This window comes from Clostridium frigoris, assembly GCF_018861865.1.
In the GTDB taxonomy this organism is placed as follows: Bacteria; Bacillota; Clostridia; order Clostridiales; family Clostridiaceae; genus Clostridium_AD; species Clostridium_AD frigoris.
This window is the reverse complement of record NZ_JAHLDV010000004.1, coordinates 46199-62589: the sequence shown is the minus strand read 5'-3', so window position 1 is coordinate 62589 and position 16391 is coordinate 46199. Positions and strand designations below refer to the sequence as shown.

The 16391-nt window shown below is 29.9% G+C and carries 16 protein-coding genes; 4 read left to right on the top strand and 12 right to left on the bottom strand.

The window, feature by feature from the left end; genetic code table 11:
• Position 1 precedes the first annotated feature (1 nt).
• The 8 genes from pgmB to proB all read right to left on the bottom strand — a co-directional run bounded on the left by pgmB (position 2) and on the right by proB (position 9652).
• Positions 2-649 carry a beta-phosphoglucomutase gene (gene pgmB / locus KPL37_RS03055; RefSeq protein ID WP_216145963.1) on the bottom strand — a complete coding sequence of 216 codons (648 nt, stop codon included), beginning with the start codon at positions 647-649 and terminating at the stop codon, positions 2-4.
• A 45-nt stretch (positions 650-694) separates the two neighbouring features.
• On the bottom strand, positions 695-1522 hold the full coding sequence (locus KPL37_RS03050; RefSeq protein ID WP_216145962.1) for a carbohydrate ABC transporter permease: 828 nt from the start codon (positions 1520-1522) through the stop codon (positions 695-697).
• A 12-nt stretch (positions 1523-1534) separates the two neighbouring features.
• The gene (locus KPL37_RS03045; RefSeq protein WP_216145961.1) at positions 1535-2488 is read right to left on the bottom strand and encodes a carbohydrate ABC transporter permease; all 954 of its coding nucleotides are present in this window, start codon (positions 2486-2488) and stop codon (positions 1535-1537) included.
• A gap of 53 nt (positions 2489-2541) precedes the next feature.
• The gene (locus KPL37_RS03040) at positions 2542-3762 is read right to left on the bottom strand and encodes an ABC transporter substrate-binding protein (protein ID WP_216145960.1); all 1221 of its coding nucleotides are present in this window, start codon (positions 3760-3762) and stop codon (positions 2542-2544) included.
• A gap of 38 nt (positions 3763-3800) precedes the next feature.
• Entirely contained in the window at positions 3801-4811 is a 1011-nt protein-coding gene (locus KPL37_RS03035) for a LacI family DNA-binding transcriptional regulator (RefSeq protein WP_216145959.1), read from the bottom strand.
• A gap of 59 nt (positions 4812-4870) precedes the next feature.
• Complete coding sequence (locus KPL37_RS03030; protein WP_216145958.1) at positions 4871-7147, bottom strand: glycoside hydrolase family 65 protein; 2277 nt, start codon at positions 7145-7147, stop codon at positions 4871-4873.
• Between the two features lie 360 nt (positions 7148-7507).
• Positions 7508-8764 carry a glutamate-5-semialdehyde dehydrogenase gene (locus tag KPL37_RS03025; protein ID WP_216145957.1) on the bottom strand — a complete coding sequence of 419 codons (1257 nt, stop codon included), beginning with the start codon at positions 8762-8764 and terminating at the stop codon, positions 7508-7510.
• A gap of 69 nt (positions 8765-8833) precedes the next feature.
• Entirely contained in the window at positions 8834-9652 is an 819-nt protein-coding gene (gene proB / locus KPL37_RS03020; RefSeq protein ID WP_216145956.1) for a glutamate 5-kinase, read from the bottom strand.
• 479 nt (positions 9653-10131) lie between these two features.
• Between proB and KPL37_RS03015 the strand changes: the two genes are divergently transcribed.
• On the top strand, positions 10132-10545 hold the full coding sequence (locus KPL37_RS03015; protein WP_216145955.1) for a hypothetical protein: 414 nt from the start codon (positions 10132-10134) through the stop codon (positions 10543-10545).
• A 304-nt stretch (positions 10546-10849) separates the two neighbouring features.
• On the opposite strand, the gene KPL37_RS03010 is transcribed toward KPL37_RS03015, so the two are convergent.
• Together KPL37_RS03010 and KPL37_RS03005 are read right to left on the bottom strand one after the other, a co-directional pair.
• Complete coding sequence (locus KPL37_RS03010) at positions 10850-11011, bottom strand: hypothetical protein (protein ID WP_216145954.1); 162 nt, start codon at positions 11009-11011, stop codon at positions 10850-10852.
• An 80-nt stretch (positions 11012-11091) separates the two neighbouring features.
• Complete coding sequence (locus tag KPL37_RS03005) at positions 11092-11730, bottom strand: DUF5667 domain-containing protein (protein WP_216145953.1); 639 nt, start codon at positions 11728-11730, stop codon at positions 11092-11094.
• Between the two features lie 210 nt (positions 11731-11940).
• On the opposite strand from KPL37_RS03005, the gene KPL37_RS03000 reads away from it, so the two are divergent.
• The 3 genes from KPL37_RS03000 (at position 11941) to KPL37_RS02990 (ending at position 13937) form a co-directional block, all read left to right on the top strand.
• The gene (locus tag KPL37_RS03000) at positions 11941-12702 is read left to right on the top strand and encodes an RNA polymerase subunit sigma (RefSeq protein WP_216145952.1); all 762 of its coding nucleotides are present in this window, start codon (positions 11941-11943) and stop codon (positions 12700-12702) included.
• Positions 12695-13663 carry an anti-sigma-I factor RsgI family protein gene (locus KPL37_RS02995; RefSeq protein WP_216145951.1) on the top strand — a complete coding sequence of 323 codons (969 nt, stop codon included), beginning with the start codon at positions 12695-12697 and terminating at the stop codon, positions 13661-13663. The genes KPL37_RS03000 and KPL37_RS02995 overlap by 8 nt, the downstream gene beginning before the upstream one ends.
• 94 nt (positions 13664-13757) lie before the next feature.
• On the top strand, positions 13758-13937 hold the full coding sequence (locus tag KPL37_RS02990) for an asparagine synthase (protein ID WP_216145950.1): 180 nt from the start codon (positions 13758-13760) through the stop codon (positions 13935-13937).
• A gap of 190 nt (positions 13938-14127) precedes the next feature.
• On the opposite strand, the gene KPL37_RS02985 is transcribed toward KPL37_RS02990, so the two are convergent.
• Together KPL37_RS02985 and KPL37_RS02980 are read right to left on the bottom strand one after the other, a co-directional pair.
• A complete protein-coding gene (locus KPL37_RS02985) occupies positions 14128-15564 on the bottom strand; it encodes a carbon starvation CstA family protein (RefSeq protein WP_216145949.1) in 1437 nt (478 codons plus the stop codon).
• Between the two features lie 125 nt (positions 15565-15689).
• Complete coding sequence (locus tag KPL37_RS02980) at positions 15690-16391, bottom strand: LytR/AlgR family response regulator transcription factor (protein ID WP_216145948.1); 702 nt, start codon at positions 16389-16391, stop codon at positions 15690-15692.

The following is a 16391-nucleotide window of genomic DNA, read 5'->3' as shown; positions in this document are numbered from 1 at the left end:
ATTAAAATTCTATTAAATCAATATGAGCATCCCTTAAACCCTCAAAAACCTTATCAGCATTTAAAAGTACATCCTTTTGTCCTATTCCAATAACCTTCATGTTTGCAGCTTTTGCTGCATCTATTCCAGCTTGAGCATCTTCAAATACAACACATTCTAATGGCTGGACTTTTAATTCACTTGCTCCGAGCAAAAACACCTCAGGATCTGGTTTTGCTTTAGAAACCTTATTCCCATCTACTATGGCATCAAAATATGAAGTTAAGTTTAGATTGTTTAGTATAAGCATAGAGTTTTTTGATGCTGACCCTAGTGCAATTTTTATGCCATTTTGCCTTAATTCTATTAGGAAATTTTTTACGCCTGGTAATATTTCCTTACTATCTAATTTTGATATATATTCCACATACCAATTATTCTTTTGCTGGGCCATCTTTAATTTTTCACTATCGCAAGCTTTGATATTCCCTATTGATAATAATATTTCTAAAGACTTCATTCTACTAACACCCTTTAGCCTTTCATTATCCTTTTTCGTAAAATTAAATCCTAAACTACTCGCAAGTCTCTCCCATGCTAAGTAATGATATTTGGCTGTATCAACTACTACCCCATCTAAATCAAATAAACATGCCTTTATTTTACTCATTCTAATACCTCCGTCAAATATTATATTTACAATGATTTTGTACTTTTATTCTTTTCCACCTGTACTCGCAATACCTTTGATAAATTTCTTTTGAAATATTAAAAATACTGCTATCATAGGTAATGATAGTAACATTGCTCCAGCGAGAACTTGATCAGGAAACTGAAAATATTGCCCTTTAAAAGAGTTTAAGCCAACTGGTAATGTGTACATATCTGATGATGTTGCTATTAAACTTGGCCACATGAAACTATTCCAGTTACCTGTAAACACTAATATAAATTGTGTAGTTAGTGCAGTTGTTGCCATTGGCAATACAATTCTAAAAAAAGTTCCAAATCTTCCGAGCCCATCTATAGCTGCTGCTTCTTCAAGTTCCTTAGGTATACCCAGAAAAAATTGTCTCATTAAAAATATAAGAAACATGTTTGTTAAAAATGGAATCGTCATTCCCATGTAGGTATTCATCCATCCAAGTTTACTTAATAACATGTATGTTGGCACCATAACTACCTGTCCCGGTATCATCATCATTCCCAAAATTGCTAAAAATAAATACTTTCTTCCGGGAAAATTGATTCTTGCCAGAGCATATCCAGCCATAGAATTAAATACTAAATTCCCAATTGAAACTACTGATGCAATTATAATACTATTTAATAGCCACCTTAAAAAAGGAAAGTTAGTAAATATATATCCATAGTTTTTAAATGATAACTGACTAAAATTCACTGTAAAATTGTCCGTCTCTGAAGTAGGTTTAAGTGAAGTAATAAAACTCCATATAAATGGTCCAAGCGTTATTACAGCATATGATATTAGTATAATATAAAACAATATTCTAACTGGCGATATTGTTTTTCTTTTTTTCATAGTTCTACCTCCCTATTGTGGTTCCTCTTTAAATAATCTTTTTTGTATTAATGTTAATGTGAATATTATTAAGAAAAGCACAAAGGCTATCGCTGATGCATAACCCATTTCGAATTCTTTAAACCCTTTATTGTATAAGTATAAAACTACAGTCATAGTACTGTTTAAGGGTCCGCCGTTCCCACCAGAAATCACATATGCTTGGTCAAACATTTGAAGTGTTCCTATAATGGTCATTACTAGATTAAAGAAAACCGTTGGTTTAATCAAAGGCAGTGTTATTTTAAAAAACCTTTGGAACTTATTAGCTCCATCTATTTCTGCTGCCTCATATACGGTTTGTGGAATTTCTTGAAGCCCAGCTAAAAATATTATCATGGTTACTCCAACAGATGACCATACAGCCATTAATATAATGGCCATCAATGCAAAGTTAGGATCATTAAACCAAGTTCTACCAGCTATCCCAAATATAGAAAGAAACTTGTTGAAAATTCCATCCTTTTTGAATAAAAATAGAAATATAGTTGACACAGCAACAATAGATGTTAGAGTTGGTATATAATAAGCTACTCTAAAGAACGCTTTCGCCTTAATCTTAGAATCTACTACCAAAGCTAATAATAATGATATAATTAACTGTAGTGGCACTACGCCTATGGAATATAGACAAGTATTTTTTAAAGCTTGTAAAAATACAGGGTCCTTAAATACCTTTATATAATTATCAATCCCTACACTTTTTGCTCCTAAAATTGTTGTTTGATCTAATAGAGAATATTGCTTAAAACTTAATATAAAAGCTACAATTATAGGCCCTATTAAAAATACCAATGTAAGAATCACAAACGGAGCTACAAATAACCACCCATCTATACTTTCTCTTTTTTTATTTGTAAAAAATACTTTTGGAGTTTTTTTTACTTTTATTGGCTTATTTTCATTTGGCGTTTCTATTATAGACATAATTTCCCTCCTTTTAAAATAGGAAGCATGAAATCACGCTTCCTACAATAGTGTTATTGTACTGAATTCATCGCTTCCTCTAATGCAGATTTACCATCTGAGTTTTTCCCAAGTCTGTATCTTTCACCTGCTTTTCCAAGTTCAAGATCAATTTTAGAATGTTTTAATCCATAAGAAAATACATTTGCATATGTAGTTCCATCTACCAATGCTTTTCTTTCTGGGAACTTATCTGTATAAAGATTTCCCATTGACTTTCTACTTGGAATTGCAAGTCCTGAATTAGCTACCATTTCTTGTGATTTTTTACCTGTTAAGAATTTAATTGCCTCCGCTGCCTCTTTAGGATGTTTTGTGTTTTTACTCATTGAATATGCTACTGTAAATAATAAATTACTTTGTTTTTCTCCTTTTGGAAGTTCCGCAATCCCATATTCAACTGATGGTGCCTTCTCTTTCATAAAAGGTATCATCCATCCACCTTCTATTACCATTGCAACCTTCCCAGTAGCTAAAGCATCACTATTTCCTTCTACGCCTAAATCTTTTGGTGATGCTGCATATCCTTTCTTTATCATTGAATAGTAAAATTCAAATCCTTTTATAGCCTCTGGTGAATTAAACATCATTTTTTCTTTATCAACAATCTTGCCTCCTGCCTGATATATGAAAGGAGCAAATCTTGCTGATTCATCTGATAATGATAGTGCTTTCACATTGCCCTTTGTTAACTTTTTAGAAACCTCTTCTAGTTCTGCCCAAGTCTTAGGAACCTTAACTCCAGCATCAGCAAACATTTTCTTATTATAGAAAAGTCCTAATGAGTTAAAATCCTTTGGTAATCCATAAGTTTTACCATCCTTTTGAAATCCCTTTAAAACATTCGGGTAAAAATCCTTTAAATCTGATTTATCTAGATACTCATCTAATGGTGCAATTACACCTTTATCTATATAATTTGCTGCTAATGAAACATCTAAATAAAACAAATCTGGTTCCGTTTTAGCTGCTATTTTAGTCTGCATAGTTTGATTGTAGTCACCAGTTACAACTTCTTTTTTAAGTGTAACTTTTTTACTCTTATTTGCTACATTAAATGCAGCTATTTGTTCATCAACAAGCTTTGTTTCTGAAGGTGATGAGCCCCATATTTGAACTGTTAAAGTAACCGGTCCACCTGTAACACCAGTTTCCGTCTTATTACCACAACCAACAAAAATTGTAGCTGTTAACGCTACTGAACATACTAGTGCAATTATACGGTTTCTTTTCATTTATATTGCCCCCTAATTATTGATTATTAGTTATTAATTTATATTTTAATAGAAGATTCTCTTTCAATTAACTCAGGTTCAATAATAATTCGGCCTAAATACTGCTGTGATATTATACTTAAAATTAAATTAGCTGCAGCTTTACCTATCTTCTGTCTATCCTGTCTTATACTTGTGAGTTTTGGAGTGACAAAATTGCATAAATTAATGTCATCGAATCCTATTATAGATATATCCTTAGGTACATCATACCCCATATTCTTTAGCCCCTCTATTGCTCCAAGAGCCATTAAATCACTAGCACAATATATTGCTGTTATATCTTTATGCTTTTTAATAAGCTCCACCACAGCAGTTTTTCCTCCTTCATAGGAGAACCCCCCACTAACTATAAGATCCTCTTCAATATTTATACCTTTTCTACTAAGTGCCAAATAATACCCATCTAATCTCTCATAACTAACTAAAGCATCTTTATGACCATTTATAAAACCAATTTTTGTATGACCTTGCTCCAAAAGATGCTCTACAGCAAGTATTGACCCTTTTATATTATCAACACCAACGCACCCTACTTTTGGATTTTTTATTAATATGTCGTGTAAAACACAAGGATAGGACATACTTTCTAATTGCCTGAAATAGTCATCTGTCATTTTAAGCCCCAATATTAAAGCCCCATCTAAATGTTTTTCTTGAAATAGTTTTTCAAGCTTCTTTCCCTTTTGCATATCAGACGTTGTAGAGAGTATTACGGTTTCATACCCGTAATCTGAAACCACTGACTTAAATGCCATGAACATTTCATATATTATATAATCTCCTTCATTGTAATCTTCCACCAATAGTCCTAATCTATAATTCTTTGCTCCGCTCAGACTTCTAGCAACTATGTTTGGCCTATATCCTAAATTTTCTGCAACTTCTAATATGTTTTTTCTAGTTAATTCGCTTATGTCAGCATAGTTATTAAATGCTCTGGATACTGTACTTATAGATACCCCTGCTTGTTTTGCAACATCTTTTATAGTAATGCTCTTTTTCTCCATTTTATTTTCCTTTCATCTCACGAAATTTATTCTATAAGTACTATTCTCCATCTTTTTCATTATCTTTCAACCACTAAATGTTTTTTATTAGAAATTAAATATTTCTTATCATATATATTTAATGATAAATCACCAGTTGAATTTACTTCTATTTTATCTTTTGATATTGAAATAGATACTCTTGAATTTTTCCAATTAATATTAAATGATAACCCTTCCCACTGCTCTGGTAGCCATGGATTTATATTTAATATGCCTTCTTTATTAACTCTTAGTCCTACAAATCCAAAAATAGCACTTTGCCATGAGCCTCCTGCAGCCGCTGCATGTAGACCAAAATCTGTATTTCCTTGATTGTCTTCTAAATCTGTATATATAGCCTTCATAAAATATTTATAAGCATTTTGCCTATCTCCGACTGCAAGGCCCAATATTGAATACATAGAAGGGCTTAAAGAAGACTTGTGCATTGTTCTTTGCTCATAATATTCATAGTTGAATTTTTTAACATCTTCTGAAAACTCTTCAGGAAGCATAATCATTAATTGAGCAACATCTGCTTGTTTTAGAAGTTGTGTTTCTCCTAACTTGTTTCCTTTAAAATCTGGCCATATGGGCATTTCATTCTCATCATACTTTGAAATTTCTATATCTGCTAAATCGAAATATCCCTCAAATTGCTCAATTATCATTCCGTCTTCACTCTTTGGAATATACATTTTTTTATAAATCATCTCCCATACATTAAAATCCTCTTCATTAAGTCCTAGTTTTGAACAAAGCACCTTGTACTTAACATTGTCTTCAATCTTTAACCAATTTTTGAAAAATAATGCTTTTTCTATATTCCATTTAGCTAAGTAATTTGTAAATACATTATTGTCGACATGCTCATGAAACTCATCTGGTCCTATTACCGAACTTATTTCATATCTATCTTCGACTTTATTGTATTCAACTCTACTTTGCCAAAATTTAGCTGTATCGAGTAATATTTCAACGCCTTGATTCACAATAAATTCCTTGTCGTTAGTTGCTCTATAATACTCAACAATACCAAATGCAATGTCAGAATTTATATGATATTCCTCATCTCCGGTCCAAATTCTAACTGCATTGCCATCATAATCAACTCCCCACTTTGGTGTAACCTCAAGTCCTTCATCTGCGGCTTCCCATGCGAATCTTGCTCCTTTATACCCCGTCGTTTCAGCATTTTTTCTTGCCCCTTTCAAGGTATTATATCTATACATTAGCAGTGCCTTCGCAACATCTGGCCTTGTATATATAAAGAAAGGCAGCATAAACACTTCAGTATCCCAGAAAACATGACCTTTATAACCTTCACCATGAAGTCCCTTTGCTGCTATGCTTATCGTAGTATCCCCTTCATATGCAGAAGATGCTAGTTGAAACAAATTGAATCTTATACCTATTTGAGCTTTTTCATCTCCATCAATATTTATGTCTATTTCATTCCATATTTTTTCCCAAATTATTATATGTTTTTTAATTTCTACATCATATCCATCTTTCATAAAATCCTTTAATTGTCTAGTTCCTGATGCATATAAATCACTTTTTAAATCCCTATCGCTAATGCTTATACCATATTTCACTATAGTAGAGCTTTTACCTTCTGTCATAAATGTTTCATAAACTTCACTAACTAATTCTCCAAACTCACTATATCTCCTATTCTTAAATATATTGCCTATTTCATTTTCACCCATTAAGGTTGTTAACTCTAAAGCTTTTATATTATTGTCATTTGTCTCTACAGTTAGTGCTATACCTGGGTTACTATCATAGTTGTTTTTTACTTTGAAATGTTTAGTCTTATTCATTACATCCCAAGCACTATTGGTTACTGAACCATCTATATAGTTTTCAAGAAATACCTTTCCATTAAAATTCAGTGGTGTTATTTCATATTTTGCAGCCCATCTATTAATTTTATTTCTACTAACAAATCTCTCACATTTAACTTCTATACTTTTTCCTTTTTTAGTAATTGCAATAAAACTTGTATATAAAATTCCTTTATACATATCTAATTCTCTTTTAAAGCTATCTAGAACACATTCATCAATATCAACCTTCTCATCCTCAATATATATATTGAACCCTAAAGGATCTTGGAGATTTACTATTTCCGTTACTTGACTTTGAGATTTGTCAAATATTCCAGCTATATAATTTCCTTTATTACCTTTTGATGAAAATTCTAAAGCCCCTCTTATGCCCCTATATCCATTTGCTAATGTAAAAAGCGTCTCATATTTTCTATTATCATAACTATTGTATTTATCCAATGAAATCTTCCATAAATTCATACTAAGCACCTCCATGTTTCCCTAACACCTTCCGATATTTTACGAAAACGTTTTTGTAACTTTAGTTTACTTTTTAGTGAAAACATTTACAAGTCGTGTGTAACGCTTTGCAATCATTGTTTTTATAGTTTTACTATCAAATTCTCAATTATTCTCTAGATATCGCAATATTGTATGTTTGAAACCATTTTATAAATACTAATAATGACAATACAATTTAATTCTCGGTTTTAATAATTTTAAAAAGGCACTATTAATATTATTAATAGTGCAATAATATCAATAGTGCCTTTACTATTTCCAATCAAAATTATAAATATACTTTTAAACTCCTATACACTCTTAACTTTAAGATTACTTTTATTTTCTAACTTGACCTTCTCCATATATAAGATATTTTGTGGTTGTAAGTTGCTCGAGTCCCATTGGTCCTCTAGCATGAAGTTTTTGATTGCTTATTCCTATCTCTGCTCCAAATCCAAATTCTGCACCATCTGTAAATCTTGTAGAAGCATTCACATAAACACAAGATGCATCAACTTCCCTTAAAAATTTCTGAGAGTTCGTATAATTATTAGTTATTATAGCCTCAGAGTGTTTTGTTCCATATTTAAAAATATGATCTATTGCATCCTCCATTGAATCAACAATCTTGATTGAAAGTATTAAATCTAAATATTCAGTAGCCCAATCATCTTCCACTGCAGCTTTTGCACCTTCTATAATTTCGAGTCCCGTCTCACACATTCTTATTTCTACGCCTAATCCATAAAGTCTTTGTGAAAGTTTTGGTAAAAACTCTCTTGCAATATCTTTATGAACAAGAACTGTTTCTACTGCATTACATACACCTGGCCTTTGAGTTTTAGCATTAACTATTATTTCCTCTGCCATTTTTAAATCAGCATCTGTATCCACATATATATGACATATTCCTGATCCTGTTTCAATTACTGGTACTGTTGCATTTGCTATAATAGCCTTCTTAAGCCCCTTTCCACCTCTTGGGATAATTACATCTACATAATCATTAAGTTTTACTAATTTATTTACTAATTCCCTATCCACCATTTCAATAAGTTGAATACACCCTTTTGGGAGTCCTACTGAATTGGCTGCTTTAATAATAACCTTAGCTAAAGCCATATTTGTATTTATAGCCTCTGTTCCGCCTCTTAGTATTATTGAATTTCCTGCTTTTATACATAAAGCTGCTGCGTCTACAGTTACATTTGGTCTTGACTCATAAATCATACCTATAACACCAAGTGGAACTCTCACCATTGAAATATCTAAATCATTTGGTCTTTTCCACCTTTTTACACCCTCACCTATTGGATCTGGCAAAGTTGCAACATTTCTAAGTCCTTCAGCCATTTTTTCAATTCTCTGCTCATTAATCATTAACCTATCAAGCATCGCAGTAGACAAATCACTTATTTTTCCAGCCTTCATATCCTTATTATTTGCTTCAATTATAATTTCTTTATTATCCATTAAAGCCTCAGCCATATGAATTAGCGCATTATTTTTCATAGTAGTACTAACGGTAACCATAATCCTAGACGCATCTTTTGCTTTTCTACCTATATTTATAATGTAGTTATCATAAATCATTTCATACCTCCTTTTGTCTTTATATATCAACCATTGCTAACTTCTATTTATTAGCTTTATGAATTCGTTTTACTTTGTATTCATAGTCCTCTCATTTCCTTTGAATAATGTACCTATTTCAATTCCTTCTAAAATGTCAGTAATAACATTAGGTGTCGAACCTTCTGCTATAATCATAGCAGAATTTGCAGCTACTACAATTTCTGCTGCATTAATCTTAGTTGCCATACCACCAGTTCCAAGCTCCGTTCCTGCTCCTTCTGCTGATTGTTTAATTTCATCAGTAATATTTTGTACGTTATATATTATTTTTGCATCAGGATTCACTCTAGGGTTTGAATCATATAACCCGTCAATATCAGAAAGTATTATAAGTAATTCTGCGCCTATTAGGTTTGTAACCATAGCTGATAGAGTATCATTATCTCCAACCATTATTTCATCAACGATTACAGCATCATTTTCATTTACCACTGGAATAACCCCTTGTGATAGTAACATCAAAAATGTATTATGAGCATTTAAATGTCTCGATTTATCACCAAAGTCCTCTTTTGTTAAAAGAATTTGTGCTGTAGTTTTTCCATACTCTGAAAAAAACTTCTCGTACATATGGATTAATATACCTTGACCAACAGCTGCTGCTGCCTGCTTTTCTGGTATTGTTTCCGGTCTTTTGGTAAGCCCTAATTTTCCCATGCCAGCTCCTATTGCACCAGAAGTCACAAGAACTACCTCAATTCCTTGATTATGAACATCCGCGAGTTGCCTTATAAGACTTTCAATATGTTTGTAATTTAATAATCCCGTAGAATGAGTTAATGTTGAAGTTCCTACCTTAACCACAATTCTTTTTACATTTTCTAAATATTCTTTTCTAATATTCATACAGACACTCCCCATCTTATCCTCAAACCTTACTTTATTTTTTCTATTAATTTGCTATATTAATCTAATATTACACCATATAAAGATAAATTTCCATTTATAAATATATATATAATAACTTGTTTTGTTTAAGATAAAGCATAAATTCTTAAATTTCTTATATTTGAAACTAAAGTTAAATAATCAATAAAATAAATTTTAGGATAAATATATCACATTATTAAAAAATTAGAATCTAAAATTGGTTAACGTTCTTTCCGAACATAGTCAATTTATGATATAATTAAAATATTGTCATTAGTTATCCCTAGAAACGGGAATGTAGTCATCCAAAAACATGGATGTTCTCATCCAAAAACATGGATGTTCTCATCCAAAAGTAGGAGTCATCCCTAATAAATAAACCTAATTTTTATTTGCACAATTTTAAGATGATATAAATAATGACTAAATAAAAAATGTAAAGTGAGAAGATTAAAATGAGAAATGCAAAATTGGAAAGAGCAATAATTAAAATAGATAATGAAATTGCTGCTATGAACATAGCTAAGAAATACTTAACAAATTCTGAAGAAATTAATGCTGTTCAAAATACTATGAATAAAAAAAGGCAGTTAATCGCTGATGATTTGTATGTTGATGATAAGAAATGTTATGAAATGTGTTGTGACTTTATAGAAGACCAACTTGATAAGAAAATAGGACAAGAGGATCAACAAGAATTACTTGAAGTTATAAAACAAAATTTCGGAAGACAATCTCCAAATGTATCTAAAAAAAGTAATGGCCTTAATGCCTGGTTAAAAGAACTTTGTATTGAATACAATTGGGTTAAAAGTGAAGAAACCGATTGGGATATTTTGGTTATTACTGGATTTGGATTATACGAATAAATTTTAATTTTAAAATCAAATCTTAATACTAATTAAACACCAGGCCCAGAAAACTATGGGCCTGGTGTTTAATTAATTTCTAAAAAAAGCTAACTATAAATAAAAAGCTACTTAATACTGTCTTATTTACCTACTACTGGAACATTTTTTGCATCATTCCTCTTCATCTTTTTATTTTTATCACCTTTACTTTGAACCTCTGGTGACATAGGTCTACTCATTCCTTTTTTAGCCATAACTTTCCCTCCTTAAATTTATTTATTGTCCTCGTTACATTAATTATTTTTTTTAAAAAACTTATTTACTACTTTTCCTCTCTAAAGTCATTATTAATTTTTAAAACTTCCTCTTCATTTAGGCTTGTTGATGTCATAACTTCGATAATGCCACTTCCACTCTCAAGCATATTTTTTACTAATTCAACTTGCTCTTCATGTTGACCTTTTGGTAATTTGGTTTTTTTCATAAATACTTCCTCCTCTAAAATTAAAATAAGGTATTGTAATATTTCATTACAATACCTTATTTTTACCTAGAATCTAACTTTTATTCTACTTTATTTATCACCTTAAGAGGTTTACCTTCTACTTTATTTGTTAAATTAACACTTTTATTTTCTTCTATAGCAACTTTAGATAGGCTTTGTTTTTCTTTTAGCAATTCTTCAGCCACTTTTATGGCCACCTTATCACCAGATTTCTTAGCTTGCTCTAAACTAATTTTCACTAATTGATATTCTTGTCTTACGTCATTTAACTGCTGTCTTTTTTCTCCCATATTAGCTACTGCTTTCCTTTTAACTGATTCAGTCTCAGTTGTTTCCTGTTTATTACCATCTAATTTATCATTTAACTTTCCTAATTCTTTAATCATATCTTCTGCCAATTCATATTTTTCCTTCACTGTCATATCATCATATTCGGCTAATCTTTCATCTTCAATTTGTAAAATTATTTCTGTTTTCTTAACATCATTTAAGTTTAAAAATACTTTTAGATTATCTAATCCCTTTTCAATAAAATATAAAATACTATCTGCCATGATTTCTGTTTCCTTATTTACAACCTCATTTATGTTTGTTTCATTACGTGTATTATTGGAATTTTCAACATCTATTGCAAACGCCTGTGTATTTACCCTTATTGTAAATGCTATCGCTGCAACTAAAATAGCTACTCTCTTCATGTTAATTCCTCCCCATATCATTCTTATATAGATAATAATATTATCCCATATTTTTAATTTCACTTTATATACGTTACATGATATGATTTATTAGAGGGTTTTTGCATTTTACTTAAATCTCAACTTATTTTTCTATAAAAATAATAATTATTTTTCTTACCCTCTAAAAATTAATAGTATTTACGTATACAAAGTATAAGGAGTGTACAAATGAACTTAAAACTTATTTTTCATAAAAATAAAAATAAAAATAAAAATATAGTCTTGGGGTTAAATGAAGAACAAAGTTTTAATATAGATGATTTATTTATTGAAAATCGCAATAATTTTATTGCAGATAATAAAGGTTTTATTTATTCAACTACAAGTAACATATGCAAACGGCATTTAAGCTGGGAAAATGATGAAGAACTTAGTATCGCACTTACTTCTTTTAATATAGCTTGTGAAAAGTATAATAGATTAAAAGGGAATTTTTATGGTTTTTGTAAAATTGTTATTAAAAATTCTTTAATAGATTTTTTCAGAAAAAATACAACATGCCCTAATCTAATGTTTTCTAATAATGAATTTAATGTAGATTATATAGACGACAAAAATTCAATTAATAATTTTGAAATTCAAATAGAGAACCAATTTAGAGTTGATGAAATAAACTTATTTTCTAAAGAATTATTAAAATATAAAATTAATTTCAATTCACTAATTAATTTATCTCCCTCTCACAAAGATACAAGAAACAATTTATTGAATGTTGCATTTTTGTCCTCTAGGGAAGAATCAATATTAAGCCATTTAAGAACCAAAAGAAGACTGCCAACTAAAGAAATAATAATGCTTACTACCTCAAACAGAAAATTAATAGAAAAATGGCGTATATATATAATTTCTTTAATACTAATAATTACTAATCCAGAATATGTATATTTAAAATCCTATCTTGATATAAAAGAGGGTGATATAAATGATTAAAACAGGTATTGTGATAAATATCATTAATAAAAAAGCTGGTATTATGACCTCCAATGGAGAGTTTTTATATATAAAAATCAGCAAAGTATTGCCTAATATAGGTGAAATTTATACAGGAGAATTATACAAAAAAAATCTATTCCTTTATAAATATGTTATAAGCGTTGCTTCACTAATGTTTGTATTTACTTGTGTTGCTTACGCTCATTCCTACTATACATCAGTTTCAACTATAGTCCTTAATATTAATCCTTCTGTTTCTATTAACGCTAACAAATGGAATAAAATTATTAGTTCTAAGCCTCTTAATTCTGATGGTGCTCTAATACTTAATAATGTTAAATTAAAAAATAAATCTATTGACACAGGCCTTGGTCTTTTGATTAAAGAAGCTAGAACTGAAAACTTTATAAACGAAAAATATGTAAATGATAAAATAGTTATTAATCTTGACATTAAAAGTAATAAAAACATCTCTATAGATATTTCTAGCTTTGAAAATACTATAGATAGTGATAATTTAAATGTTAAGATTAATCTATCTCCAGTCACTAGTAAGAACATTAATATTACAGTTAATAATAAAAAAATAAATACTTCAACTTTAAATAGAGGTAATTACAAAAGAGAAATTGCAAATAACCAATCAAATATAAATATAAATATAAGTGAAAATAAATTTTCTAAAATTAAATCTACGTTGAAAGATAACACCAACGATACAACAAAAAAATATAATAAAATCAAAAATGATATTAAAATTGAGAGTAAAAATTCAACTAGTAAAACATCATCCATTACAGAATATGAAAGTTTAAATAAAAACGAAAATAAAGTTCATAGTGATGAAAATAAAAAGATTAAAAATTCTGATTTGCCTAGTAATTACTCTAAAATACGAAAATATCCTAATAAAACACAAAATAAAAATAAAATTCATACCAAAATAGTTCATAATTAACTATATATAACATATAGTCTATATATTTTATAGTATTAATAATCCCTTTTTCGCAAAGGATATTAATATGTTATTAAAAAGGAGGTCTTTTAATATGCGTGAAGGATTAATTCCAACAATTTTAGGTACTGTTGTAAGTGTTGCTGGTGCATCATTTTCAAAGAGTAACATGAAAAAGAAAAATATGCTCCCTATGATAGAAGCTGGTGTTGTAGGATTTGGACTTGCTCACATAGTACTTGGAGCAATTGATCTTGTTGAACACAGAAAATAATATTCTTAAAAATATTTAAGTTAAGCAATGAGTAATATTAAAGTTACAAACACTATAATCTAAAACATAAAAACTGATTAGAGGTTTTAACTTCTAATCAGTTTTTATGTTTAATAATCTATTCTTTTGAAACTTTGTTTACTACCATTATAATAAAAAACTCTCCTTTAAAATAATTTTTAAATAACTACTACATATTAATACTCTTTTTTTCTCCAACCTTTTTTGCTGCAATTAAGAATATTACCATTGCTGCAATTGCTCCTATGATACCTACAGAGTATGAAATACTTTGAGATAACTTAAAGCCCTCTGGTGCAATTAAAATATATGAGGTGCATACAGCTGTCATAAATGTAGCAGGCACAGTTGCAATCCAGTGTTTTTTGCCTATGCTTACCATGTACATACCTGCTGTCCATAACACTATAGTTGCCAATGTCTGATTAGACCATCCAAAATATCTCCATATTATTGCAAAATCTAACTTAGTTAATATGAACCCTACTAAAAATAATGGAATACTAATAATGAATCTATTTTTAATAGGACTTTGATTAAATTTAAATGCATCAGCTATAGTCAATCTTGCACTTCTAAATGCTGTATCACCAGAGGTTATAGGACAAGCTACAACTCCAAGTATAGCCAAAACTCCACCAACTTTCCCAAGTAACCCAATTGAAGATTCATTTACTACCCAAGCTGCAGTATGACCTGATATTGCCATAGTAGCATTTAACTGAGGTACACCTCCAAAGAAACTCATTGCTACAGCTGCCCAAATTAGTGCAACTATGCCTTCTACTATCATAGCACCATAAAATATTTTTTTACCTTGTTTTTCACTAGATATACATCTTGCCATTAAAGGTGATTGAGTTGAATGAAACCCTGAAATAGCTCCACAGGCAATAGTTATAAATAACATCGGAAATATTGGATTTTTGCCTGGACTCGAATGCATATTAACCAAATTAGATATTGTTACTTCTGGAACAGGTAATCCTCCCAAAATCATTGCGCCAGCAAGACCAACTGCCATAAATAATAAACAAAAACCAAAAATAGGATATATTTTTCCAATAAGTTTATCTATCGGAATCATTGTTGCCATTATATAATACGCAAATATTATATAAATTAATAGTTCAAAATTCAATCCTGTTAACCCTTTTAAAATACCTGCTGGTCCAGTTACAAAGACTACTCCCACTAGTACTAAAACTATTACAGAAAAGACCCTCATAAAATTCTGAAAACCTTTACCTAGATACTTACCTACAACCTCAGGAATACTTGCACCATCATGCCTTACTGATAACATCCCTGAAAAGTAATCATGAACTCCTCCTGCAAAAATGCATCCAAATACAATCCACAAAAATGCAGCGGGTCCCCACATTGCACCTGCAATAGCCCCAAATATAGGACCAAGTCCTGCAATATTAAGAAATTGGATTAAAAAAATCTTCCAACCAGGCATCTCAACAAAATCTACTCCATCTGCAAGCCTAATAGCTGGAGTCTTAATCTTTTCATCTGCCCCAAATGCTTTTTCTACAATTGTACCATAAATAAAATAACCTGCTATAAGCGCTATAATTGCTAAAATAAATGATACCATTTAAACCCCTCCTAGTATTTTATAAATTTAATTAATATGTTATCTGTTAATTAAATTATACAACTTTTACAAGCTTTGTATACGGTTTCTTACATGAAAAAACAAAAAAAGCACATGAAGTGCTTTTATATACTCATTATTTTTTTAAACTCAATTATATTAGTTCTGCTAACAGGTATATCCTCTTTTTCACCTAACATCTTTAACATAAATGTATTATTAAACCATGGAATTATCTCTGTTATTTTATCACAATTTATAATGTATGATCTATGACTCCTAAAAAAAATTTCTTTTGGAAGTTTTTTATAAACCTCTGAGAGACTACAATTCACCCTATATTTCACTCCATTTATATATATTAATGTCTCCCTTTCGCGAGCTTCACAATAAGAAATATCAATTATATTCACTACCATCATCTTATTATCTTTCCAAAGAGTTATTTTATTATTACCATTTTTTATATTCGGAACTTTTTCAATATTTTTTAATGTATTAATTATACGTTCTTCTGAGTATGGTTTTAATATGTAATCACATGCATGGATTTCAAATGCATCTACAGCATACTTTTTATGTGCAGTAATAAAAATGATACGAGATTGTTTTGGAAAATTATTAATAATTTTACCTAATGCTATTCCATCTAGTTTAGGCATACTAATATCGAGAAAAATAACATCCGGATTATTTGCTTCAATATATTCCAGTGCAATAATCGAATCATCAAATTCACCCATTATTTTAATATTACTAAAATTGTTTATAAAATATTTAAGTTCTTCCCTTGATGGGTATTCATCATCAACTATAATACAGTTCAC